Annotated in this window: 23 protein-coding genes; 18 read left to right on the forward strand and 5 right to left on the reverse strand. The window is 39.5% G+C overall.

Annotated features, from left to right (window positions below; all coding sequences use genetic code 11):
- Positions 1-37: 37 nt before the first annotated feature.
- Complete coding sequence (locus tag ACKVEV_RS20135; RefSeq protein ID WP_409367988.1) at positions 38-937, forward strand: LysM peptidoglycan-binding domain-containing protein; 900 nt, start codon at positions 38-40, stop codon at positions 935-937.
- Positions 938-1,467: 530 nt separating this feature from the next.
- Here ACKVEV_RS20135 and ACKVEV_RS20140 read toward each other — a convergent pair.
- Genes ACKVEV_RS20140 through secA2 form a run of 3 tightly spaced genes read right to left on the reverse strand, consistent with a single transcriptional unit; the run spans position 1,468 to position 5,181 of the window.
- Positions 1,468-1,872, reverse strand: coding sequence for a hypothetical protein (locus ACKVEV_RS20140; RefSeq protein WP_409367989.1), 405 nt, complete (start codon positions 1,870-1,872; stop codon positions 1,468-1,470).
- 43 nt (positions 1,873-1,915) lie between these two features.
- Complete coding sequence (locus ACKVEV_RS20145; protein WP_409367991.1) at positions 1,916-2,815, reverse strand: accessory Sec system S-layer assembly protein; 900 nt, start codon at positions 2,813-2,815, stop codon at positions 1,916-1,918.
- Entirely contained in the window at positions 2,815-5,181 is a 2,367-nt protein-coding gene (gene secA2, locus ACKVEV_RS20150; protein ID WP_409367992.1) for an accessory Sec system translocase SecA2, read from the reverse strand. The genes ACKVEV_RS20145 and secA2 overlap by 1 nt, the downstream gene beginning before the upstream one ends.
- Positions 5,182-5,406: 225 nt before the next feature.
- Here secA2 and ACKVEV_RS20155 point away from each other — a divergent pair, with 225 nt between their 5' ends.
- Complete coding sequence (locus ACKVEV_RS20155; RefSeq protein ID WP_409367993.1) at positions 5,407-6,450, forward strand: glycosyltransferase family 4 protein; 1,044 nt, start codon at positions 5,407-5,409, stop codon at positions 6,448-6,450.
- A gap of 175 nt (positions 6,451-6,625) precedes the next feature.
- On the forward strand, positions 6,626-7,192 hold the full coding sequence (locus ACKVEV_RS20160) for a DUF6241 domain-containing protein (protein ID WP_409367994.1): 567 nt from the start codon (positions 6,626-6,628) through the stop codon (positions 7,190-7,192).
- Between the two features lie 225 nt (positions 7,193-7,417).
- Here ACKVEV_RS20160 and ACKVEV_RS20165 read toward each other — a convergent pair whose 3' ends face one another.
- Together ACKVEV_RS20165 and ACKVEV_RS20170 are read right to left on the reverse strand one after the other, a co-directional pair.
- A complete protein-coding gene (locus tag ACKVEV_RS20165; RefSeq protein WP_409367995.1) occupies positions 7,418-8,473 on the reverse strand; it encodes an LCP family protein in 1,056 nt (351 codons plus the stop codon).
- A 145-nt stretch (positions 8,474-8,618) separates the two neighbouring features.
- Positions 8,619-9,254 (reverse strand): YigZ family protein, encoded by a 636-nt coding sequence (locus ACKVEV_RS20170; RefSeq protein ID WP_409367996.1) that lies wholly within the window; start codon positions 9,252-9,254, stop codon positions 8,619-8,621.
- 164 nt (positions 9,255-9,418) lie between these two features.
- On the opposite strand from ACKVEV_RS20170, the gene ACKVEV_RS20175 reads away from it, so the two are divergent.
- From ACKVEV_RS20175 to hag, 15 genes are all read left to right on the forward strand, one after another.
- On the forward strand, positions 9,419-10,567 hold the full coding sequence (locus ACKVEV_RS20175; RefSeq protein ID WP_409367998.1) for a sensor histidine kinase: 1,149 nt from the start codon (positions 9,419-9,421) through the stop codon (positions 10,565-10,567).
- A gap of 36 nt (positions 10,568-10,603) precedes the next feature.
- A complete protein-coding gene (locus ACKVEV_RS20180) occupies positions 10,604-11,278 on the forward strand; it encodes a response regulator transcription factor (protein WP_340820895.1) in 675 nt (224 codons plus the stop codon).
- Positions 11,279-11,472: 194 nt separating this feature from the next.
- Positions 11,473-12,021: a nuclear transport factor 2 family protein gene (locus tag ACKVEV_RS20185; protein WP_409367999.1), complete on the forward strand. Its 549-nt coding sequence runs from the start codon at positions 11,473-11,475 to the stop codon at positions 12,019-12,021.
- Positions 12,022-12,178: 157 nt separating this feature from the next.
- Positions 12,179-13,021, forward strand: a complete 843-nt coding sequence (locus ACKVEV_RS20190) for a DegV family protein (protein ID WP_409368000.1) — start codon at positions 12,179-12,181, stop codon at positions 13,019-13,021.
- A 1,499-nt stretch (positions 13,022-14,520) separates the two neighbouring features.
- The gene (locus tag ACKVEV_RS20195; protein WP_409368001.1) at positions 14,521-15,882 is read left to right on the forward strand and encodes a DEAD/DEAH box helicase; all 1,362 of its coding nucleotides are present in this window, start codon (positions 14,521-14,523) and stop codon (positions 15,880-15,882) included.
- Positions 15,879-16,469, forward strand: coding sequence for a ComF family protein (locus tag ACKVEV_RS20200; protein WP_409368002.1), 591 nt, complete (start codon positions 15,879-15,881; stop codon positions 16,467-16,469). The genes ACKVEV_RS20195 and ACKVEV_RS20200 overlap by 4 nt, the downstream gene beginning before the upstream one ends.
- Before the next feature lie 84 nt (positions 16,470-16,553).
- Positions 16,554-16,967, forward strand: coding sequence for a TIGR03826 family flagellar region protein (locus ACKVEV_RS20205; protein ID WP_402928244.1), 414 nt, complete (start codon positions 16,554-16,556; stop codon positions 16,965-16,967).
- Between the two features lie 146 nt (positions 16,968-17,113).
- A complete protein-coding gene (gene flgM, locus ACKVEV_RS20210; protein ID WP_402928243.1) occupies positions 17,114-17,374 on the forward strand; it encodes a flagellar biosynthesis anti-sigma factor FlgM in 261 nt (86 codons plus the stop codon).
- Between the two features lie 27 nt (positions 17,375-17,401).
- Positions 17,402-17,902, forward strand: coding sequence for a flagellar protein FlgN (locus tag ACKVEV_RS20215; RefSeq protein ID WP_409368003.1), 501 nt, complete (start codon positions 17,402-17,404; stop codon positions 17,900-17,902).
- A gap of 32 nt (positions 17,903-17,934) precedes the next feature.
- A complete protein-coding gene (gene flgK / locus ACKVEV_RS20220) occupies positions 17,935-19,482 on the forward strand; it encodes a flagellar hook-associated protein FlgK (protein ID WP_409368004.1) in 1,548 nt (515 codons plus the stop codon).
- Between the two features lie 45 nt (positions 19,483-19,527).
- The gene (flgL, locus tag ACKVEV_RS20225) at positions 19,528-20,442 is read left to right on the forward strand and encodes a flagellar hook-associated protein FlgL (protein WP_409368005.1); all 915 of its coding nucleotides are present in this window, start codon (positions 19,528-19,530) and stop codon (positions 20,440-20,442) included.
- Between the two features lie 78 nt (positions 20,443-20,520).
- On the forward strand, positions 20,521-21,084 hold the full coding sequence (locus ACKVEV_RS20230) for a DUF6470 family protein (RefSeq protein ID WP_409368006.1): 564 nt from the start codon (positions 20,521-20,523) through the stop codon (positions 21,082-21,084).
- A 15-nt stretch (positions 21,085-21,099) separates the two neighbouring features.
- On the forward strand, positions 21,100-21,543 hold the full coding sequence (gene fliW / locus ACKVEV_RS20235; RefSeq protein WP_409368007.1) for a flagellar assembly protein FliW: 444 nt from the start codon (positions 21,100-21,102) through the stop codon (positions 21,541-21,543).
- Positions 21,543-21,761, forward strand: coding sequence for a carbon storage regulator CsrA (gene csrA / locus ACKVEV_RS20240; RefSeq protein ID WP_409368008.1), 219 nt, complete (start codon positions 21,543-21,545; stop codon positions 21,759-21,761). The genes fliW and csrA overlap by 1 nt, the downstream gene beginning before the upstream one ends.
- Before the next feature lie 181 nt (positions 21,762-21,942).
- Complete coding sequence (gene hag, locus ACKVEV_RS20245; protein WP_409368009.1) at positions 21,943-22,773, forward strand: flagellin Hag; 831 nt, start codon at positions 21,943-21,945, stop codon at positions 22,771-22,773.
- Positions 22,774-22,992 lie beyond the last annotated feature (219 nt).

The following is a 22,992-nucleotide window of genomic DNA, read 5'->3' on the forward strand; positions in this document are numbered from 1 at the left end:
CAAGGACATATTCTACCATGAACGGAGGCTATTTGATATGCTTAAATCACAAAAATGGAGAATTCTCGCTTTAAGCACTATTGCTACTTCATTTTTTGCAATACAGAATGCTCAAGCGGCGACATATACAGTACAAAAAGGTGATACGTTATCCAAAATTGCCCAAGCTCATCAAGTAACGATCCAAGATATCAAAAAATGGAATAATCTATCGAAGGATACGATTTATGTAGCTCAAAAGTTAGAGATTACAAAGCAGCAGACAACGGAAACAGTCAAACCGTCAAAACCAACAACAACTACACCGCCGAAACCGACAACTGCTGTTCATACAGTTGTGAAAGGTGATACACTATCCAAAATAGCGAAGCAATATAATGTGACGTTAAAAGAGCTTAAAGATTGGAATGGCATCGAGAACGACAAGATTTTTATTGGACAAGTGTTAAAAATTTCTCCCGTAGCAGTGATACCTGAGGGTGATACAATACATAATAGTGGCACTGCAGATAAGGACAAACCTTCAAAAGTTACGACAACAGATCCAACAGCGAATGGACAAGCCATTTACAAAAAAACAGTGGAAGTAGCGAATGCACTAATAGGAACACCTTATCTTTATGGTGGGAATACGCCAGAAGGTCTTGATTGCAGCGGATTTATTTTTTATGCATTTAATCAAGGCGGTTTGAAAATCGGCAGAGATAGCAGCGAAGGCTATTTCAATAGCAGTACAACACAAGTGAAAAATCCTGTACCAGGGGACTTAGTATTTTTTGAAAATACGTATAAAGACGGTATTTCTCATATGGGTATTTACCTTGGGAATAATAAATTTATCCACGCAGGCACAGACGGTGTGGAACTTTCTGATGTTACGTACTCTTACTGGTCAACTAGATTAGTAGCTTATAAGCGATTCGATACAGTGAAATAATAAGTAGGCGATTTTTGCATAACGCAAAAATCGCTTTTTATTTGCTGGAAGGTTGGACGTGATATCGCGGGTAGAATGTCGTGAATCGCGGGTAAGCCGTGGCGAATCGCTGATAGAACGTCGTGAATCGCGGATAACCCGTGGCGAATCGCTGATAGAAAGTAGAAATTGCCAGGAAACTGTGGCTTATCGCCACAAAAGTGATACATATCGCCACGAAAGGGCAGGAAATCGCCACAAATAGTTTGCGAACCGCCACGATAGCATGCGAATCGCTGGTAAGCACGGGCGAATCGCCGATAGAATGATGTGAATCGCCGGTAAACAGTGGAGAATCGCCGATAGAATGTCCTGAATCGCGGGTAACCCGTGATGAATCGCGGATAGAACGTCCCGAATCGCGGATAGAACGTCCCGAATCGCCAGGAAACTGTTGCTTATCGCCACAAAAGTGAAGCATGTCGCCACGAAAGGGCAGGAAATCGCCACAAATGGTTTGCCAACCGCCACGATAGCATGTGAATCGCCGATTAATAGGGGCGAATCGCCGATAGAATGATGTGAATCGCCGGTAAATAGGGGTGAATCGCCGATAGAATGATGTGAATCGCCGGTAAACAGTGGAGAATCGCCGATAGAATGTCCTGAATCGCGGGTAAGCCGTGGCGAATCGCTGATAGAACGTCCCGAATCGCCAGGAAACTGTGGCTTATCGCCACAAAAGTGAAGCATATCGCCACAAAAGTGAAGCATATCGCCACAAAAAGGCAGGAAATCGCCACAAACAGGGTGTGAACCGCCACAAAAGCACGTGAATCGCCACAAATGGAGTGCCAACCGCCACAAAAGGGTATGAAATCGCCACAAAAGCATGTGAAATCGCCAGAAGGGCTATGAGAATCGCCGATAGAAGCCCATGAATCGTTTGTAGACATTAAAAAATCCTTCTTTCCGGGGAAAGAAGGATTGCTGTTGTTATTATTGTGTGACGCGTGCTGTCCAGCGTGATAGGTCAGCTTGTTGCGCATCAACAAGTTCAGCAGGGAAAATAAATGTCCAAGGTTTTGTTGAGTTCGGTTGGACAGTTAAGATTGGCTCCATTTTAAATGAACCTTTGGCAATTTGTTTACCTGTTGCATCGATAATTTCTAACGGTAATTGCTCTAAGTTAATTGCTTTGTTGTGACCGTTACGAATAAAGATTGATACATTCAGGTTACCGTTGTCAGCAAGTTTTGCTTGTAGGCCCGTGAAGTTGACTTCTGTTTCACCTAACTTCGGTAATGTTTTAACGATTTTTGCAAGCTCTTCTTTTTGTGCGGCAGGTAATTGCTGCTCCCATGTCGGATCTAATTCTAATTGGTGACCGCGTAAGGAAACAAGGTTAAAGGCGATTTTCCAACCGTCTTCTGGTACTTCGTCTACTTTAATTGTAGATTTTTCGAATTCAAATACCCATGGACGCGCACTTTCAGCTGGGATTGTGCCAAGTGCTTTAAAATCGAATTTTTTCGATGCGACAAGCTCATCGTTTTTATCCATAATGAATAATTCAATTTCACCAAGCTCAATTGCTTCCGCTAATGATGAACGGAAAAATGCACGAACTAGCCATTTGCCTGAACGTGGCTCTTCTTCAATACTAATAGAAGATAGTGAGAGTTGATTTGGTTTTAATGGCTCTAGCTCATTCGCAAGGAAGTTAAAAATGTACTTTTGCTCCTGAGGTACATCCCATTCAGGATGGAATGAAAGTTTCGTCACAACATCGCGATTGTCACCTTTTTTAGAAGATGCGTTGCCTAGTAAATCCTTTGAGTCAATTGTGTTTTCTTGCACGATTTTATCTGATTTTTTAAAAAATGAAAATAAGCCCATTATTGTACCTCCTGTTGTTGTCCTTCAACCATTTTCATAAAGCCTGTAATTTCGATAATAATAGAACGGCGTAATTCTTGGAAATTCTTGCCGAATAATTCAAGTCCTTCGCGTTGGTAAATACGCATTGGATCTTCTTGTTGATAATGACGTAAGCCAATACCTTCTTTTAAGTGGGCCATTGCTTCTAAATGCTTCACCCAGCCGCTATCTAAATAGCTTAACATTACTTGTGGAATGACAGCCATGACTTGAGCATTTTCTGCGAATTTCTCCATATGATCAAGAAGTTCTTGTTCAGAAGGCTGTATGTCGGCTAAAATTTGTTTCACTTTGCCAACTTCACGATTGATTGTAACAGGTGTGATAAATAATGAATTCAGTGAATTTTCCATTTGATCATAAGCCCATTCTACAGAAGGGAGCTCTTCAGGTGCAGCATCGCGCACGGCGAAATCAACTGTTTCGCTCAACATTTTTTTCAGTTCACCCATTAAATCTTCGCCAGCTAAAATTTTGTCACGTAGACCATAAATAACTGTACGTTGATCATTAATAACATCATCTAATTTTAAATTGTACTCGCGCATGCCGTATTGTGACCCTTCTACAATGCGTTGTGTACGGTTGATAAGCTCTTGTACATCTTTGTTTTGAATGACTTCATTTTCATCCACAACCATTTTTGTTAGGAATTTGTCAACCTCTTCTTTTGCATAGCGACGGAACATATCATCTTCAATAGAGAGAATGAAGCGGCTTTCCCCAACGTCACCTTGACGACCAGAACGACCGCGCAGCTGGTTATCAACACGGCGACTTTCATGCTTTTCGGTACCGATAACATACAATCCACCTAGCGCATGTACATCGTCACCTAGCACGATATCTGTACCACGACCAGCCATATTGGTAGCAACGGTAATACGGCCTTTTTGACCTGCTTGAGAAATCAGTTCCACTTCTTGCTCAACCGTTTTAGCATTAAGCAATTGGAATTTTAAGCCTTCTTTCTTTAAATGTTCGGCAACCGTTTCAGATTGCAGAATAGATGTTGTACCGATTAATACGGGCTGTCCTTTTGCGTGGCGTCGTTTCGCCTCGGCAGCGACAAATTTATACTTCGCTGCTTGCGTTTTGAAAATCATATCAGGCTGGTCAACACGCTGACGTGGGCGGTTTGTTGGAATTTGAATAACTTCCATGCCGTACACTTCGCGGATTTCCTTTTCCTGTGTTTTCGCTGTACCCGTCATCCCAGAAAGTTTCGGATACATACGGAAATAGTTTTGGATCGTAATTTGTGCCTGTGCTTTATTTTCTTCTGTAATTGTTACGCCTTCTTTCGCCTCGATTGCTTGGTGTAAGCCATCGGAAAGAGAGCGACCTTCTAAAATACGACCAGTGAACATATCAACAAGCTCGATTTTGTCATCTTTCACGATATAGTCCACGTCACGTTGGAACATAACATGTGCACGTACAGCTTGGATGACATAATGGTAAAGTGTTTGATGTTCTAAATCATATAAATTATCAACATTGAAAGCAGCCTCCACTTTTTCAATGCCTTTATCTGTTAAAGAAGTTGCCTTTGTTTCATCATCAAAGTCGTAATCTTCTTCTTCTTTAAAACGTTTAGCTAGCATAGCGGCAATGCGATGTAATTCATCGTTTGCAGGCATTTTACCAGCAATAATTAACGGCGTTTTTGCTTCGTCAATCAGTACGCTATCGACCTCATCGATAATGGCGAAATGATAGGCACGTTGCACTTTATCTGCTAAGCTATGAGCCATATTGTCACGTAAATAGTCGAAACCAAATTCAGTACCGACACCGTACGTAATATCCGCATTATACGCGTCCTTTTTGGCATTTGGTTCCATCATCGGTACATTTAAACCGACTGTTAAACCTAGGAAACGATGAATTTGTCCTACAAGTTCAAAGTCACGTTTTGCAAGATAGTCGTTGACGGTAATGACATGAACACCTTTACCTTCTAATGCGCGCACATAAGAGGGAAGTGAAGCAACTAGCGTTTTCCCTTCACCTGTAGGCATTTCAGCAATATTGCCTTCAGTTAATACAAGTCCACCAATAAGCTGTACATCAAAATGACGCATACCTAATACACGTTTTGAGGCTTCGCGTACAACAGCAAATGCGTCCGGGATGATTGATGTAATTGGTTCGCCTTGTTCTAAACGATCCTTGAAAATAAAAGTCATTTCTCTTAATTCAGCATCTGACTTGTTGACATATTTTTCTTCAAGTTGATTAATTTGTTCTACTAATTTATAGTAGCGTTTTAATTGACGAGCACTCGTTTGCTCGTTGTTGCGTTTAAAAATTGAGAACATGAATTTACGCTCCTTTAAAGTTGTCTAAATGCTAGACACCTCATTATTCTATCAAATTTTACGAATGATGACTACATTTGACATTCAGTAATGCAAGTAGAATAATAGAGAAAAATGGAAAATGTGAAATGGTGGAAAATGTTTAGAAAAAGTATATTTCAGAGCTTGTTCGTGCTATAATCAAATTGGATTCAAATGTAGATTATTTTTTTGAGGAGGAGAGACATGCTTTACGTGTCTTTAATAGCAGCATTCGTTGCTTCCATTTTGTTAACTCCACTAGTTAAGCGTTTAGCGTTTAGAATAGGTGCCGTTGACGCGCCGAACTATCGAAAAGTACATGCACGCATCATGCCAAGACTTGGTGGTCTGGCAATTTTTCTTGCTTTTTTAATAGGGGTGGCTTTCTTACAGCCGCACAGTGAATTTAGTTTAGCGATTATTATCGGAGCTTGTATTATTGTGGCAACAGGTGTCATTGATGATATGCGTGAAATTTCCGCTAAGGCAAAAATGCTTGGTCAAATTGTTGCCGCACTTATCGTTATTTTTGTAGGTGGTATTCAAATTGACTTCATTAACTTGCCATTTGGTGGGCAATTAGATTTCGGTTTCTTAAGTATTCCATTTACGATCCTATGGATTGTTGGGATTACCAATGCGATTAACCTAATCGATGGCTTAGACGGTTTAGCTGCAGGTGTTTCTTCTATTGCACTAATCACTTTATCGAGTGTGGCATTTACTATGGGCGATATGTTCGTATTAGCATTTGCAGCCATTTTAGCGGCTGCGACAATTGGTTTCTTATTTTATAACTTCCACCCAGCTAAAATCTTTATGGGAGATACTGGGGCATTGTTTTTAGGATTTATGATTTCAGTATTAGCATTATTAGGATATAAAAACTTTACGATCATTTCGTTAATTATCCCAGTTATTATGCTAGGTGTACCGATTTCTGATACATTCTTTGCCATTGTTCGTCGTTTACGAATGAAGAAAAAATGGTCTGATCCAGATAAATCCCATTTACACCATCGTCTATTGGATATGGGCTTTACACATCGTCAAACTGTACTTATTATTTATGGCATTGCGGTGATGTTCGGTTTAGCAGCTATTATTTTCTCAATGGCCAAGGTATGGGGAGCCATTTTACTCATTACCGTCATTTTAATTGCGATCGAAATTTTCGTCGAGATTATTGGACTTGCTGGCAAAAACTATAAACCGCTACTAAATTTCATGCGGATTTTTAATAAATAACATTAAGACTGTAGGCAAACTCAATTTTTGAGTAGTCTACAGTCTTTTTTTGAGCACAGTAACTTATGTTTCACGGAAAAATGGTCGGAATCGCGGGAGAAGAGCTAACAGCGGGCGTACCTATACGGGACATGCTCATGGTAAAATCAATACAAAATTATTGAGGGGGAATAACATGAAAAGAAAAACAAAGGCGACTATTGTTATCATTGTAATGTTAGTCATTTTTGGTGGAATTTTTGGTTACATTAAATTCACTGAACAAACGGAGAAACCTGTTCCTGAAAAAGAAAAACCAACTGTTGTTGAAAATTCTGGGGAACCACTTGTACATAAAAAAGTTACAATGGAAGAACTGCAATATCCTGATAATTTAGTAGAAGAAAAGGTGAGCGAAACCATTCACAGCATGTCTCACCAAAAGGTTCAGTCTGGTGCTCAGTGGGGTCACACGCAAATAACACAAGAAAAAGTTGAACGATTGTTGGCTTTATGTAAAATGAACGATTATGAACATAACGATCTTTACATTCCAATTTTGGAAAGATGGTCGAAAGGTGATTTTTCCAACGCGGTTGACGACCATAATAAAATTTGGAAAATGCATCAAGGCGGAAATGAAAACGCTCCAGGAAAAGCATCTCGTTTGTCGACTCCAGAGGAGGAAGGATATTATATAAAAGAATACTTCGAAAATAATACTGATAATCAAGATGAAAAAAACATTGGCGCTCAGCGATAAGTGCTATTCTTGCTATTGCAATTATTATTTAATCATTGCTTATACACAATGAGATTTATTTTTCTTTTTGCAACTTATCTAGAAAGCAATAACTTTTCAGATATTCGCATACCCAAAATATCGCGGGTAAAGAGCGACAAATCGCGGATAAGTCCGAGCTCCGAGGGCAAACTAAAATGAAAACAGCCTTTCCGCTATCAGTTTCGATAGTGGAAAGGCTGTTTATTATTGTGCAGAGTCGTCGGATGAACTGTCATCGCCAGCTGCATTATCTGTATCGGTATTGTTATTTGTTAAAGTAGAAGAAGTTTTTAATGCAAGATGGTTTTTAAGAATTTGTGATACGTCCTGAACAGATTGTTCGTCTAATTGATAATAGTAAACGCCTGTTGACATATCATCGGCCCCATCTAACGTTAAAGAATCAATACGTGGTTTACCTTGTTTTAAATATGACAGGAATGATTTCATTTCACTAAATGTCATATTTGTTTTCATATTATCGCCGATTGCTTTAATGACATCATCATACTTTGTAATAGAGCCAACTGAAGCTACTTTATTCGTAATTGCCGTTAAAATTTCTTGTTGGCGAATACCGCGTTGAATATCATTGTCTTTTTTACGTGTACGAGCTAGTGCAAGTGCTTCACTACCATTTAAATGCTGTAAACCTGGCTGAAGGTTAATCGTATTACGATCAAACTCGTCCTTTTCGTGTAAAGCATAAGGTACTTCAGCTTCAATACCGCCTAATGCATCGACAACATCGATAAATGCGTTGAAGTTCATGCGCACATAGTAGTCGATTGGAATATCTAGTAAACCTTCAACAGTTTCGATAGTTGATAGAGTACCTCCTAATGCGTGTGCATGTGTGATTTTATCTTTATAACCAGCTGAAGGGATATAAACATAAGAATCACGTGGGATACTTAACATTTTAATCGTTTTCGTGTTGTTATTTAATGTAGCTAAAATTAGTGCATCTGAGCGAGAATGATCAGAACCTTGCCCACGATTTTCACTATCATCGACACCGACAAATAAAATCGACACATTATCATGTACAGGTTCTACTTTTTCTTCTCTCAGTGTAGAAACTTCGCGACCTTCTAATTCTTCATGGGCTGAGTTCGCAGCGTGTTCGGCTTGCTTTGTAATATAGACACCATAGGCCGTAACGCAAATTAGCAAACTAGCAACGAGAAGTAATGCTACTTTTATAATTAAAGAAGCTTTGGAAGACCTCTTTTTCTTCTTTATATTCGTTCTTTTCATAATTGGTATATTCTCCTCTTGAATTTGGGAATAATTAAACAATTGAACTAAAATTTATTCAAAATAGCATAGGGGCATTTTTGAATAATAAAGCTCAACATTAAAATTATACTATGGACCTTCAGGATTAGACAATTAAAACTATTTATTTCACAATAAATTCGATAAATTGCGCGCTTTCAAAAGTGATTGTCGCTTGTCCATTTGTCAGTTCGGTCATCCAATTTATAAACGACTCTTCTTCCTCTTTTAACACGGAAACAACGATTTCAACGCCTTCCAAGTAGCGAATTTCTTCTAAGGAATATGCAGAGTTACGAAGTTCATTTTCTACTTTTCCGAGCCAAGTGTAGTCAATTGCTATTTTCATAAGATGATGCAGCTTACGTTCGACAACTTGTGCAGCAAGCAATCCTTCTGTTGTGGCTTTTCCATAAGCGCGAATAAGACCGCCGCCGCCTAGTTTAATGCCACCAAAGTAGCGTGTGACGACAACGACCGTATCTTTTAAGCCTTGCTTTTTTAATACCTCTAACATAGGGACGCCTGCTGTGCCACTTGGTTCCCCATCATCGTTTGCCTTTTGAATATGATCATGCTCGCCAATTATATAGGCAGAACAATTATGTGTGGCATTATGATGCATTTTTTTGATGCGTTCTATAAACTTCATTGCATCCTCTTCGGTTTCAGCGCGTTCTATATATGTGAGGAAGCGTGATTTAGATATAATAATTTCACTTTCTCCATAGCCTTTAACGGTTAAATAGTTTTCTCTCATACGTGTCATTCTCCTTTAATGTAGGGTTGTATACTATAAATTTCATAAGAAAAAGCATTAATTTTTATCATTGTGATGCTATAATAGGTTTAGACTTCGATTCTATGAAATTGGTCTTTCAAAATATTATGTGATAATAAGGACATTAGACTGGGGAGTACACTATGTTTTCAAATGATACCTTCGATTTAAAGTCGCTTGATGACGTATTCAATCGAATGTTAGAAACAATAATGAGCTCTAAAGACGATATTTTCATTATAAGTGAACAAAGCCGTAGAAGCTTTGAAGATATGCAACAAGAGCTAGAAATTGTTCGAAAACAGATTTCAACTGTCATCGATGAAGGCGATGCTTTAGAAAAAAGCACGCAGCTTGCTAAGCAAAGACTTGTGTTAGTGAGTAAAGCTTTTGATAATTATACCGAAGAACAAGTTAGAGATGCATATGAAACGGCCCATGATTTTCAATTGAAGCTCTCCGTCATTAAAACACAAGAAAAGCAACTTCGCGACAAAAGAGATGATTTAGAGCGACGTCTAAGAGGTTTACTCGATACAATTGAACGTGCTGATCATATTGTTAATCAAGTAAATGTTATTTTAAATTATTTAACGTCTGATTTAAAAAATGTTGGTTTAGCGCTTGAACAAGCAAAAATGAAGCAAGATTTTGGTATACGTATAATCGCTGCGCAAGAAGAAGAGCGAAAACGTTTATCGAGAGAAATTCACGATGGACCGGCCCAAATGTTGGCCAATGTCTTAATGCGTACAGACTTAATTGAACGAACGTATCGTGAAAAGGGCATTGAATATGCCTTGGCTGAAATTGCTGATTTAAAGAAAACTGTGCGCAATGCGCTGTCAGAAGTACGTCGTATAATTTACGATTTACGACCAATGGCGCTTGATGATTTGGGAATTGTGCCGACATTAAAGAAATATTTGTCGACTGTGACCGAATACAATCCTGGTGTGGAAATTCATTTCCAATCTAGAAGCACAGAACAACGTATACCATCAAATTATGAAGTATCCATTTTCCGTTTAGTGCAGGAGTGTGTAACGAATGCTATGAAACACGGGAAATGTAAGGATATTTGGGTGAAACTTGAATGGTTGAACAATGCGGTAAATATCGTCGTAAAAGATGATGGTGTTGGTTTCGATCAGAAAGTAGTGAAAGATCATTCCTTTGGTATATTAGGAATGAAAGAACGTATTGAAATATTAAATGGTACAATCTCTATTGAAAGTGAGATAAATCGAGGCACTACGGTATTATTTAAAATTCCGTTAGAATTAGAGTAAAGAAATGTGTTGCAGAATTTTAGGGGGTAAAGACAAATGACGAAGATTATTATTGTAGACGATCACCAGCTATTCCGAGAAGGGGTTAAACGCATCTTAGATTTTGAAGATACGTTTGATGTAATTGCAGAAGGTGACGATGGCACAGATGTAGTAAATTTATACGCAGAAAATCAACCAGATGTTGTTTTAATGGATATCAACATGCCAGGTAAAAATGGTGTAGAAGCAACAGCTGATTTAATTGCAGAATATCCAGATGCAAAAGTAATCATGCTATCAATTCATGATGATGAAACATACGTAACACACGCACTAAAATCAGGTGCACTTGGCTATATGCTAAAAGAAATGGATGCAGACGAAATCGTAGAAGCAATTAAAGTCGTGGCAAATGGCGGTTCTTACTTACATCCAAAAGTAACGAAAAATTTAGTAGCAGAATTCCGTCGCCTTTCTGAGCATGAAAACAAAGGAAACTTCCATCAAACAGAGATTCGTCGTCCATTCCATTTACTTACAAAACGTGAATGTGAAGTATTACAACTATTAACAGACGGCCAATCTAACCGTACAATCGGTGAGACACTGTTTATTTCGGAAAAAACGGTTAAAAACCACGTTTCAAGCATTTTACAAAAAATGAACGTAAACGACCGTACACAAGCCGTTGTAACAGCTATCAAAAATGGTTGGGTAGAAGTACGATAACTGCATAGTAGTGAAATGAAGGCTGTTTTTAAAAGCTACTTTAACAAAAAAAGTAGTTTTTAAGGCAGTTTTTTTATTGCGCAACATTTTTATTGGATGGACGTCATAACAATGAAAAGCACCTAAATGTTGAAAAAGCGCAACAAAATTCCTACTAAAGCATTTATATGCTACAATATTGCGCGGGAGGTTTTATGATGTTAAAGAAAAGTATTCTGGCAGTGTTAACTTTATTAGTGTTAACTGCATGTAGCAATAAAGAAGATGATGCAACGGTAAAAGAGCGAGAAAAAGTAATTGAAGATGGAACAGTAGGCTATGAAATGATGGGCGGAGAAGTCCAAAAAGCGACGAATGTACCAGCTAATGAGGAAAAAGCAATTTTAGCGGCGTTTAATGAATATATTGCCGCATTCAATGATAAAGACATTAATCGTTATTTGAACACGCTATCAAAAACCCCAAAAGGCTTTAATTATGATGAAGATAAAGAATTAGTAGAAGAAGTATTTGATCAATCCGATACGAAACGCGATGTGTCAAATGTCACGATAGCGAAGTATGACAATCAAGAAGCCCAAGTATTTGCTAATATGACAACACACTCTCTCCAACTTAAGACGAATGTCGAACACGAAAGTGCCGGACGACAAGTAACGGTCTTTGTGAAAGAAGGCGAAAAGTGGAAAGTAACGAGCGTCTTTTACATTAGTGATGATTCGAAATCGAGCACAGGCAATTAATAAAGGGGAAGTCATCCCCTTTTCCATACATAGATGATGAATGTGAAGCGGACGTCCTGGGGTGACCTTGTGTCCTGATGCAATTACGTTATGGCGTAATTCAATTCACATTCATTTCTTTTTAAGGTAAACTTGAAACATAGGAGAGTGGACATGAATGAGGACGGCAATCGTAACAGATAGTACTGCATACATTACGCCAGAAGAACGCGCACGCTTAAACATACGTATGATTCCGTTAAGTGTAAATATTTCAGGTGAGTTATTCGCAGAGGAAGTAGATATTACTGCATCTGCGTTTTATGATAAAGTACGAGGGGCAAAAGAATTCCCTAAAACAACACAACCACCAATTGGTGAATTCGTTGCGCTATTTGAAGAGCTAGCAACGGATTATGACGAAGTAATTTCCATTCATTTATCGAGTGGTATAAGTGGTACATATCAAGGTGCGGTCCAAGCAGGAGAAATGGTGGAAGGTATTGATGTGTACGCATTCGACAGCGAGATTTCTTGTGCTGTTCAAGGTTTTTATGTTTTACGAGCAGCTGAAATGGCGGCACAAGGCTGTTCGGCACAAGAAATACTAGCAGCATTAGCGGACATGAAGCAATATATTCGTGCTTACTTCATTGTAGACGACTTAGCGCATTTACAACGGGGAGGACGTCTATCTTCAGCAGCGGCTTTAATCGGCGGCTTATTACAAGTTAAGCCTGTCTTACATTTTGTGGACAAGGTCATCGTACCATTCGAAAAAATCCGCACACGTAAAAAAGCTTTAAAACGTGCAGAAGAATTATTAGCTGAAGATGCGAACAAGTATGACAACATGGATGCTGTAGTCATTCACGGCAACTGTGAAAAAGAAGCTGAAGAGTGGTTACTACAGCTCGCTGAAACTTACCCGAACGTAAACTTTAAACTAAGCTACTTCGGACCAGTAATCGGCACACACTTAGGCGAAGGCGCCATGGGCCTAGGCTGGACAAAAAAATAGTATAAAAAAGTCTCTACAACTTGTTGTAGGGACTTTTTTGTTGTTTTTATAGAGGTGACCCCAATAGTGATGGGCACGGTGAAGTTGGAACCGCGGGTAAAACTATGGGAATCGCAGGAGAGATAGTGCGAAACGCGGGAGAGACTGAGCAAATCGCGGGTAAGGCTGCGCGAATCGCGGGTAAGACCGTGCGAATCACCAGTAAAACTCGTGGAAACGCCACAAAGCTTATGGGAAACGCCACAAAACCCTGGCAAAACGCCAGTAAACTGTGATAAATCGCCACAAAACTTAGGAGAAACGCCAATAATCGTGAAGACCACGTAGAAAGGGGTGCTACACCCGGTCAAAACGCCGATAGAAGCCCGTGAATCGCGGGTGAAACTGTGTGAATCGCGGGAAAGCCTGCGTGAAACGCCAGTAAAACTCGCGGAATCGCCACAAAACTCGTGGAAAACGCCAGTAATCGTGCAGACCTCGTAGATAGGAGTGCTAAATCCGAGTGAATCGCCGGTAGAACCTCGTGAATCGCCGGTAAACCCGTGGCAATCGCCGATAGAACCCCATGAATCGCCGATAAAACCGTGGCAATCGCCGGTAGAACCCCGTGAATCGCCGATAAGCCCGTGGCAATCGCCGATAAAACCCCGTGAATCGCGGATGAAACTGTGTGAATCGCAGGTAAGCCTGCGTAAATCGCCAGTAAAACTCGTGGAAACGCCACAAAGCTCATGAGAAACGCCACAAAACCCTGGCAAAACGCCAGTAAACTGTGATAAATCGCCACAAAACTCAGGAGAAACGCCAATAATCGTGCAGACCAAGTAGAAAGGGGTGCTACACCCGGTCAAAACGCCGATAGAACCTCGTGAATCGCCGGTAAACCCGTGGCAATCGCCGATAGAACCCCATGAATCGCCGATAAAACCGTGGCAATCGCCGGTAGAACCCCGTGAATCGCCGATAAGCCCGTGGCAATCGCCAGTAAAACTCGCGGAATCGCCACGAAACCCGATCGATTCGCCAGGAAACTGTGGGAAATCGCCACTAAACTCAGGAGAAACGCAGTAATCGTGAAGACCACGTAGAAAGGGGTGCTACACCCAGTTAAAACGCCGGTAGAACCTCGTGAATCGCCGATAAACCCGTGGCAATCGCCGGAAGAAGCCCGTGAATCGCCGATAAACCCGTGTAAATCGCCGATAGAAGCCCGTGAATCGCCGATAAGGCCGCGGAATCGCCACAAAGCCGGTGCAAATCACCACAATACCCGTGAGAATCGCCACAAAGCCGGTGCGAATCGCCACAAAACCCGTGTAAATCGCCACCAAACCAGTGTGTAGCGCCACAATACCTTGGCACCCCGCCGCAGAATTCCTGGGCAAACCCGATACTGAACCCGGCAAAATCACAGCATCCCTTGCCAGAATCAATTTAAAGCATCACAGCAACCCCAGCAGCACACACCACAATCACGAATAAGAAAGGAGAAAGTTCATATGAAATATAAAGGATGGCTCTTGCCACCTGCCATGCGAGATTTTCATGAAGGACGAATTTGGTTACGGGAGCATACAGCATTTGCAAAACAAGATATACAGCGTGCCATTGCTAGAAAATATCTTCATATAATAGAAGGTATTCAAACAACACCACGATTGAAATGCAATCGGTGCCATAATGACAAGCCTCAGTTCTTTACGCTGTTTGATTGTTCGAAATGTCAGCGGCAATGTGTCTATTGTAGACATTGTCTAAGCATGGGTAGAGTGAGCAGCTGTTCACAATTAATGATATGGAGAGGTCCTAAAGCATACAGAAAAAGACAGCATCCACTTCAATGGACAGGCCAGTTGACGGAACTTCAACAGCAGACTGCCGATGAACTACTAGAGAGTGTTAAAGTGTGTAGATCCCATTTGATTTCTGCAGTTTGTGGGGCGGGAAAAACAGAGCTATTATTCCAATCTGTACATTATGCCTTAGAAAAAGGTTTACGAGTTTGCATTGCGGCGCCTCGAACAGATGTCGTGTTAGAGTTATTTCCACGCTTTCAAAAAGTTTTTCCACAAACAATCATTCATGCTTACTATAGTGGGGCGCCAAAGCAAGACGGCTATGCACAACTCGTATTGGCGACGACACATCAGCTATATCGATTTGAACAAGCATTTGATGTCATGATTATCGATGAAGCGGATGCATTCCCTTATTCATTCGATAAAACATTAGCAAGTGCCGTGCAAAAAGCTAAAACGGCACAAGCCCCCATTTACTTTATGACAGCTACACCTACTCAAACATTACTCAATGACTTTAAACATCGATCATTTATTCCTAAAAGATATCATAACAAGCCTTTACCAGTGCCACGTTTCAGTTCGCTCTGGGGCTATGAGAAAAGCCTGCAGCGAGGTAAGCTTCCTCGGAAACTAAAAGAATGGACAGAAGAGCGACTTGCTAAAAATGAACCGTTTCTAATATTTGTACCGAAAATAGAATTGCTGAAAATGGCAACACCACTGTTTCAAAAGCTACACGACCATATATTAGCCGTTCATGCTGATGACTCCGATAGAAAACAAAAAGTACTACAGTTGCGCAATGAAGAAATTCCGGGATTACTCACAACGACCATTTTAGAAAGAGGGATTACGCTTAAAAATATTCAAGTTGCAGTTGTTGGGGCAGAATCAACGATTTTTACAGCAAGCGCGTTAATACAAATTGCAGGACGAGTTGGGCGACATGAAGCGTATGCTGATGGAGACGTCGTGTTCTTCCATCATGGCGTGACGCTCGCTATGGACGAAGCTCGGGAAACAATCATTTATAACAATAAAATAGGGTTCTCACAATGAAGAAAACAGAAATGTTTTGTTTATTATGTGCACAGCCTTTGCACCTAGTCCCGAGCTGGAAATCCCTTTTATTTAGCCACTTCCCATCATGCATTTGTGATAAATGTTCAGCACAATTCGAACGTTCATCTATGCCGACAGCACTTTACCAATATAACGACGCGATGAAAACCTATTTGCATCAATATAAATTTCTCCAAGACGTAGCACTGGCTAAAGTATTTCGGCAGGAAATCCATGCGCAACTAAAACACCAAACAGCAACGATTATCCCAATTCCTATGCATCCACAGAAGCAACAAGAGCGTACATTTTCACATACGGAGGAACTGTTAAAAGCGGCCAAGATTCCTTATACACAGCTATTAGAAAAAACAACAACGGAAACACAAAGTTCAAAAAATAGAGCACAGCGCTTACAATCGGCTCCACTTTTTCGATTATTGCCCGATAAGCAAGTTGAGCGTAAAGATTACTTGCTTTTTGACGATATAGAGACTACAGGGACAACATTACGGCATGCCCAACAGGTTTTACTAGAAGCGGGTGCCCAAAGTGTTCGAACCTTCACATTAATTAATGGATGAAAATGCTAAAACATCATGTATAATAGATTACGGTTTTAAGATACGTATAATTAGATAGTGATCTTGCAAGAGGAGGAAGAATAGATGGCTGAGGTTCGAAATTGTCCAAAATGTAATGAGTTTTTTAATTATACAGGGGTCAGAGACGTATGTCATAAATGCGCACAATCAGAAGAAGAGCTGTATCAAATCGTCTATCGTTTTTTACGCAAGCGTGAAAATCGTGCCGCAACAGTAGAACGCATTGTGGAAGCAACTGGAGCTGAAGAAGAACTATTATATAAATGGGTGCGTAAAGGTCGTTTGCAACCGGCAATGTTCCCGAACTTAGGCTATCCGTGTGATAACTGTGGTCATTTAACAACGAAGGGCAAACTATGTACGAAATGCCAAGATGAATTAAAATCAGACCTTCGTACATTTGAAGCGGCTAAGGAATTCCGCGAGAGCGTTGAACAACGTGATAAAGTAACCTACCATGCTGACCGCAAAAAATAACGATTTTACACCTTACAAATGGCTGGTAAGCGAAAGTGTGTTAATTTTAAACAAAATTAGCACACTTTTTTATATTTGAAAACTTAACATTGTTGGAGACAATCCGAAATAATAGTAAGATAAGCTTTTAAGACAGGGGGATGAACATGAAGATTACATCGTATGGTGTTAATGCTGTTAACGCCTATAAAAATCAAGTACGCAATGTCAAATCTAGCGATAACAAAGCGTCATTTGCTGACAAAATCGAAATTTCAAAAGCAGCACAGGAAATGCAGGGTGTCACAACGTACAGTACTGAACGTGCAGAACGCGTACAACAACTAAAGGCAGATATTGATTCTGGTGAATACAAAGTCAATGCGCGTAAAGTTGCTGAAGATATGCTGAAATATTATCGTTTCTAGGTGAAAACAGAAAGGGTGCTTAGCAAAATGTCTGTAGAGACGATTTGTTCAACATTAACAAAGCTAGAGAGAATGCATAAAAGCTTACTCGAACTAGCCTTTAAAAAAACTGAAATTATTAAAGCTGGCGATATGGAAGCACTAGACCAAATGCTCAAGGATGAGCAAGCGCATGTAGCGGCCATCGATAAGCTTGAGCAACAGCGTCAGATACAGGTAGCCGAATACCTTGGAGCAAAAGGAGTTGCTTCCACTGACAAAATGACTGTCGCTGATGTCATCGAGGCTGCTGAACAAACTACTGAAAAAGAAACACTTTCAGCTGTTCGCAATCGATTAATGATCCTCATTAATGATTTACGCAAACAAAACGAACTCAATCAAAAATTAGTATTCCAATCATTGCAATTCGTCAATCTTACATTAGACGCGCTTCGTCCGCGACCAGAGCAAATTAATTACTCTGGTCATGAAGTACGCGGTACGAATACGATCGCAAAAAAATCGTACTTTGATTCTCAAGCATAATTTTTATCACGTTCCTAAAAGGAGGAAAAAAGATGCGCTCAACATTTATGGGCTTAGAAACAAGTAGAAAAGGTTTATTTACACAACAATCTGCTTTATATACAACAGGTCATAATATTTCAAACGCCAATACACTTGGCTTCTCCCGTCAACGCGTAAACATGCAAGCTACACCAGGTTTTCCAACGGCAGGCTTAAACACGCCAACTTACCCTGGGCATCTAGGAACAGGGGTAGAAGCTGGTTCCATACAACGTATTCGCGATGAATTTGTGGACCGTCAATACCGTCAAGAAACGAATAAGCTTGGTTATTGGGAATCTCGTTCAAACGCTATTTCTCAAATGGAAGATATTATGGACGAACCGTCTCAATACGGTTTAAACGCAGCATTAGAACAGCTATGGAAAGGGCTGCAAGATGTCAGTGCAACGCCAGAAAACGCGGCATCACGCAAAGTGGCAATCGAGCGAGCGAACCACCTAGCTGAATCCTTTAACTATATGGATACGCAATTAAAAACAATTCAAGGTAACTTAGGTAATGAAATTAATGTGTCAACAAATCGTATCAATTCATTACTAAAGCAAATTGCTGCCATTAATAAGCAAGTGCAAGAAGTGGAGCCAAATGGCCATGTACCGAATGATTTATACGATGCACGCGATGTGTTGATCGATGAATTAAATAGTTACATCCCAGTTTCCGTTGAACGTGTGCCTACAGGAGGGCTTGCCTCAAGTGTGGCTGAAGGTAGCGTAACGATTATCTTTAAACCATATGACGGAGCGACACCTATTAAGCTAGTGAATGGCCGAGATGCTGCAAGTGTTTCAGTGAATGGTAATGCACAAATTGATGGCAATGATTTAACAAATGTTTTTAATAATATACAAGTTACTGGCTCAGGTACGACAGATAATGGCACGATTACATATAACCAACTAGAACCAGGCAAAGGTAAATTATTATCGTTAATCAACTCTTATGGCTATCAAGATGGAGCCGGTAATGTGAAGGGCTATTATCCAGAAACAATGGCTAGCCTTGACAAACTTGCAGCTGAATTTGCTAATGTATTTAATGCGATGCATAAACAAGGGTTTGATTTCACGGGTGTTCAAAGCACTTTAGACTTTTTTGAAACAACTGATAATTCTGGGAAAATAACAGCAGGTAATATTAAAGTGAATAATGAGCTTTTAAAAGATTCCTCTAAATTAGCTGCATCTACCGGCGCGAACGAAGAAGGGAACGGCAAATGGGCACTTGAACTTTCCAATATCCAGTCAAAAGTTCAAGCGAATTTAGACGGCGCAACATTTAACTCATTCTATCAAGGAATTATTGGCAAGCTTGGTGTCGATGGAGAAGAAGCAGCGCGATTAAACGCAACGTCTGAAACATTGCTTGTGACAATTGGCAACAACCGTTCATCCATCTCTTCTGTTTCGCTTGATGAAGAAATGACGAATATGATTACTTTCCAACAAGCATATAACGCCAACGCACGTATGATTACCGTAATCGATGAAACATTAGACAAAATCATTAACGGTATGGGCCGTGCAGGAATTTAAATAAAAACTAATGAACTATGACTAAAGGAAGGAGCTTTTACAACCATGCGCGTAACACAATCCATGTTATCGAATAACATGCTTCTGAACTTAAACAATAGCTATGGAAAAATGTCAAAGCTACAAGACCAAATTACTTCAGGCTCTAAAATAACAAGACCTTCAGATGACCCAGTAGTAGCAGTTAAAGGGATGGGCTACCGACGTGATTTAGGACAAGTTGAACAATACTCACGTAACATGAATGAAGTCAACAACTGGCTAGATACATCTGACGAATCATTAAATCAAGTAGGCGAACAGATGAAAAGAGTACGTGAGCTTGTTATTCAAGCGGCGAACGATACAAATACTCCAGATGAACGTGCGAAGATTAAATCTGAAATTGACCAAATTCAAAAACAACTGCAAGATGTAGCAAACACGAAAGTCGGAGACCGTTACATTTTCAGTGGTACAAAGACAGGGCAACCGCTATTTTTAAATGGTGCAATTAATACGGCAAATGTTAATAATGAAGATGTAAAAATCGAAGTATATGATGGAATTCAAATGACAGTAAACACTGCTGGCAGTGCTTTATTTAAAAGTGTAGATGATATGATGAGTAAAATTTCGGGTTTATTAGATCCGAACAGAGTTCCTCTAGCGACAAGTGATGAAATCAGCTCAGAATTAGGTGGTTTAACTAGTACGAGTACTAAAGATGATATTACTACGGTACACAATAAAATTCTCGAAGCGCAAGCTGATGTTGGGGCACGTCAAAACCGTGTAGAACTGATGGAGAACCGTTTATCTATTCGTGAAGTAAGCGTAACGAAGCAATTATCGAATAACGAAGACGTTGACTATTCAAAAGCTATTACAGAAATGGTAACATCGGAATCCATCCATCAGGCAGCGTTGTCTGTTGGGGCGAAAATTATCCAACAATCTTTAGTCGATTTTATTCGATAAATACGAGTGAATTCCTATTAATGAATTTAAGCGTTTGAACATTTTGTTCAGACGCTTTTCTTGAAAGGAGAAGTGTATATGAGACTCCCACAAATTCAAATTCGTACAACAGATGCACAAATTGACCTTAATATTTCTAAGCCACAGCAATATATTAAACAGCCAAGAGCCACACAGCATATTGAACAGCCTGCCGCAATACTTGAAATCAATACTACAAACAGTGTGCTAAAAATTGATTCGTCCCAAGCAAGGCGTGATTTAGGCTTAATTGGACCACTAGAATCAAGTGCCAACTATGCGGAAAAAGGTAAACAAGAAGCAATGAAGGGCATGGCACGCAGAGCAAGAGAAGGTCGACAAATGATGGAAGGGGCAGGTAAAGACCAAGGAAGAGCAACGATTCAAAATATCGCCAAACAAAACCATGGCCCCCACCGTGTACAATTTAATGTGAAATTTGTGCCATCTGTCGGCTCAGTGAAAATTGACTACACACCAGGTACAACAGACGTCAATATTCAACGGAGAGAACCAATAATTGACGCCCAAGTGAACAAACCAATTCATGAATACACACCAGGAAAAGTAACTGGTACAATGATACAAAGACCAGATGTTGACATTGATGTTATCGTCTAAAGGAGTGCATGGAAAATGAAAATTGCTACGAAATTTTTAGGGGAAGTCGAAATTGCTGAACAGGATATCCTAACATTTGAACATGGCTTACTAGGATTAGAGGAAGAAAGAGAATTTGTATTGCTACCAATCGATGCTGACCTGCCGCTTGCATTATTACAATCTATTCAGCATGTGGAAATTGGCTTTGTCGTTGCCTATCCTTTTGCATTCAAAAAAGATTATAGCTTTGATATTAGCGAAGAGGATCGCGAACAATTACAGATTGAAAAGGAAGAAGATGTGCTGCCGTACGCTATTGTCACAATGAAGGAAACTTTCCAAGAATCTACGATTAACTTATTAGCACCTGTAATTTTAAATATAGCAAAAAAACGAGGCAAACAAATCGTACTCCAAGACAATAAAGCCTTTCCTCTACGCTATCCAATGCAACCATTGGAAGGAAGTGCGAAATAATGCTAGTACTTTCACGCAAAAAAGATGAGTCTATTATGATAGGCGACCAAATCGAAATAAAAATATTAGCAGTCGAAGGCGAGCAAATTAAACTTGGGATAGTTGCCCCAAAAACAGTAAAAGTACATCGTTCCGAAGTTTTTGAAGCCATTCAAGCACAAAATAAAGAAGCCCTTGCTTCATCTTCCAGCTTTTTAGAGCAACTAAAGAAAAAATAAAAAAGTAACTATGAATTTATTACATAAAAAAATAAAAAAACTTTTAAAAAACTATTAAACTTTTCCAACTACTAACGATATATAGATTGTAAGGTAAGGGTAGTAAATATATACAACCTAAACCAACAATATTCCACACGGACGTGGAATAACAAAACAAACATTCAAGGAGGAATTCCAAATGAGAATTCAACACAACATTTCAGCTTTAAACACACACCGTAACCTAGCTTTCAACAACACTGAAGCTTCAAAAAACCTTGAGAAATTATCTTCTGGTTACAAAATCAACCGTGCTGGCGATGACGCTGCTGGTTTAGCAATCTCTGAAAAAATGCGCGGTCAAATCCGTGGTCTTGATATGGCTACTAAAAACTCTCAAGACTCAATTTCTTTAATCCAAACTGCTGAGGGTGCTCTTAACGAAACACACTCAATTTTACAACGTATGCGTGAATTAGCAGTTCAATCTCGTAACGATACAAACGATGAAGCTACTAATGACCGTTCTAACTTAAACGATGAAGTAGCACAACTTCAAGCAGAAATTACACGTATTGCAAACCAAACTGAGTTTAACAACAAAAAATTATTAAACGGTTCTCAAAGCACAAATGGTTTAACATTCCAAATTGGTGCAAATACAGGCCAAACAATTAATCTAAAAATTTCTACAATGACAGCAACTAAATTAGCTGTTTCAACTGCAACTGTAAAAGTTGATAAAGGTACAGCTGCTTCAAAAGCAATTGCATCTATTGACGCTGCAATTAACACAGTTTCTAAAACACGTTCTGGCTTAGGTGCTGTACAAAACCGTTTAGAGCACACAATCAACAACTTAGGTGCTGCTTCTGAAAACTTAACTGCTGCTGAATCACGTATCCGTGATACAGATATGGCAAAAGAAATGATGGGCTTCACTAAGAACAATATCTTAATGCAAGCTGCACAATCTATGCTAGCTCAAGCTAACCAACAACCACAAGGTGTTTTACAATTATTACAATAATTGAATTTCAGATAATTTATAGTAATATAAATTTCAAAAACTAGTCGGTAATTAATTTACTGACTAGTTTTTTTTAGGTGGAATTGAAGAAATTGGTATTTTTTGAAAGAAATAAATAACTCTAATATACATACATATCTTTAGAATTTTAAATCGATTTATACTACTAATTTCAATATGTAAACTTGATTTATCACTATTCTAGTCGATAAATAGAAT

This window comes from Lysinibacillus sp. 38-6, from assembly GCF_046245175.1.
Taxonomy (GTDB): domain Bacteria; phylum Bacillota; class Bacilli; order Bacillales_A; family Planococcaceae; genus Lysinibacillus.

Excerpts from the sequence above, each read along its gene's own strand:
- ACKVEV_RS20135 (WP_409367988.1), top strand. The coding sequence starts at position 38 with ATGCTTAAATCACAAAAATGGAGAATTCTCGCTTTAAGCACTATTGCT.
- ACKVEV_RS20140 (WP_409367989.1), bottom strand. The coding sequence starts at position 1,872 with ATGTCTACAAACGATTCATGGGCTTCTATCGGCGATTCTCATAGCCCT.
- ACKVEV_RS20145 (WP_409367991.1), bottom strand. The coding sequence starts at position 2,815 with ATGGGCTTATTTTCATTTTTTAAAAAATCAGATAAAATCGTGCAAGAA.
- secA2 (WP_409367992.1), bottom strand. The coding sequence starts at position 5,181 with ATGTTCTCAATTTTTAAACGCAACAACGAGCAAACGAGTGCTCGTCAA.
- ACKVEV_RS20155 (WP_409367993.1), top strand. The coding sequence starts at position 5,407 with ATGCTTTACGTGTCTTTAATAGCAGCATTCGTTGCTTCCATTTTGTTA.
- ACKVEV_RS20160 (WP_409367994.1), top strand. The coding sequence starts at position 6,626 with ATGAAAAGAAAAACAAAGGCGACTATTGTTATCATTGTAATGTTAGTC.
- ACKVEV_RS20165 (WP_409367995.1), bottom strand. The coding sequence starts at position 8,473 with ATGAAAAGAACGAATATAAAGAAGAAAAAGAGGTCTTCCAAAGCTTCT.
- ACKVEV_RS20170 (WP_409367996.1), bottom strand. The coding sequence starts at position 9,254 with ATGAGAGAAAACTATTTAACCGTTAAAGGCTATGGAGAAAGTGAAATT.
- ACKVEV_RS20175 (WP_409367998.1), top strand. The coding sequence starts at position 9,419 with ATGTTTTCAAATGATACCTTCGATTTAAAGTCGCTTGATGACGTATTC.
- ACKVEV_RS20180 (WP_340820895.1), top strand. The coding sequence starts at position 10,604 with ATGACGAAGATTATTATTGTAGACGATCACCAGCTATTCCGAGAAGGG.
- ACKVEV_RS20185 (WP_409367999.1), top strand. The coding sequence starts at position 11,473 with ATGATGTTAAAGAAAAGTATTCTGGCAGTGTTAACTTTATTAGTGTTA.
- ACKVEV_RS20190 (WP_409368000.1), top strand. The coding sequence starts at position 12,179 with ATGAGGACGGCAATCGTAACAGATAGTACTGCATACATTACGCCAGAA.
- ACKVEV_RS20195 (WP_409368001.1), top strand. The coding sequence starts at position 14,521 with ATGAAATATAAAGGATGGCTCTTGCCACCTGCCATGCGAGATTTTCAT.
- ACKVEV_RS20200 (WP_409368002.1), top strand. The coding sequence starts at position 15,879 with ATGAAGAAAACAGAAATGTTTTGTTTATTATGTGCACAGCCTTTGCAC.
- ACKVEV_RS20205 (WP_402928244.1), top strand. The coding sequence starts at position 16,554 with ATGGCTGAGGTTCGAAATTGTCCAAAATGTAATGAGTTTTTTAATTAT.
- flgM (WP_402928243.1), top strand. The coding sequence starts at position 17,114 with ATGAAGATTACATCGTATGGTGTTAATGCTGTTAACGCCTATAAAAAT.
- ACKVEV_RS20215 (WP_409368003.1), top strand. The coding sequence starts at position 17,402 with ATGTCTGTAGAGACGATTTGTTCAACATTAACAAAGCTAGAGAGAATG.
- flgK (WP_409368004.1), top strand. The coding sequence starts at position 17,935 with ATGCGCTCAACATTTATGGGCTTAGAAACAAGTAGAAAAGGTTTATTT.
- flgL (WP_409368005.1), top strand. The coding sequence starts at position 19,528 with ATGCGCGTAACACAATCCATGTTATCGAATAACATGCTTCTGAACTTA.
- ACKVEV_RS20230 (WP_409368006.1), top strand. The coding sequence starts at position 20,521 with ATGAGACTCCCACAAATTCAAATTCGTACAACAGATGCACAAATTGAC.
- fliW (WP_409368007.1), top strand. The coding sequence starts at position 21,100 with ATGAAAATTGCTACGAAATTTTTAGGGGAAGTCGAAATTGCTGAACAG.
- csrA (WP_409368008.1), top strand. The coding sequence starts at position 21,543 with ATGCTAGTACTTTCACGCAAAAAAGATGAGTCTATTATGATAGGCGAC.
- hag (WP_409368009.1), top strand. The coding sequence starts at position 21,943 with ATGAGAATTCAACACAACATTTCAGCTTTAAACACACACCGTAACCTA.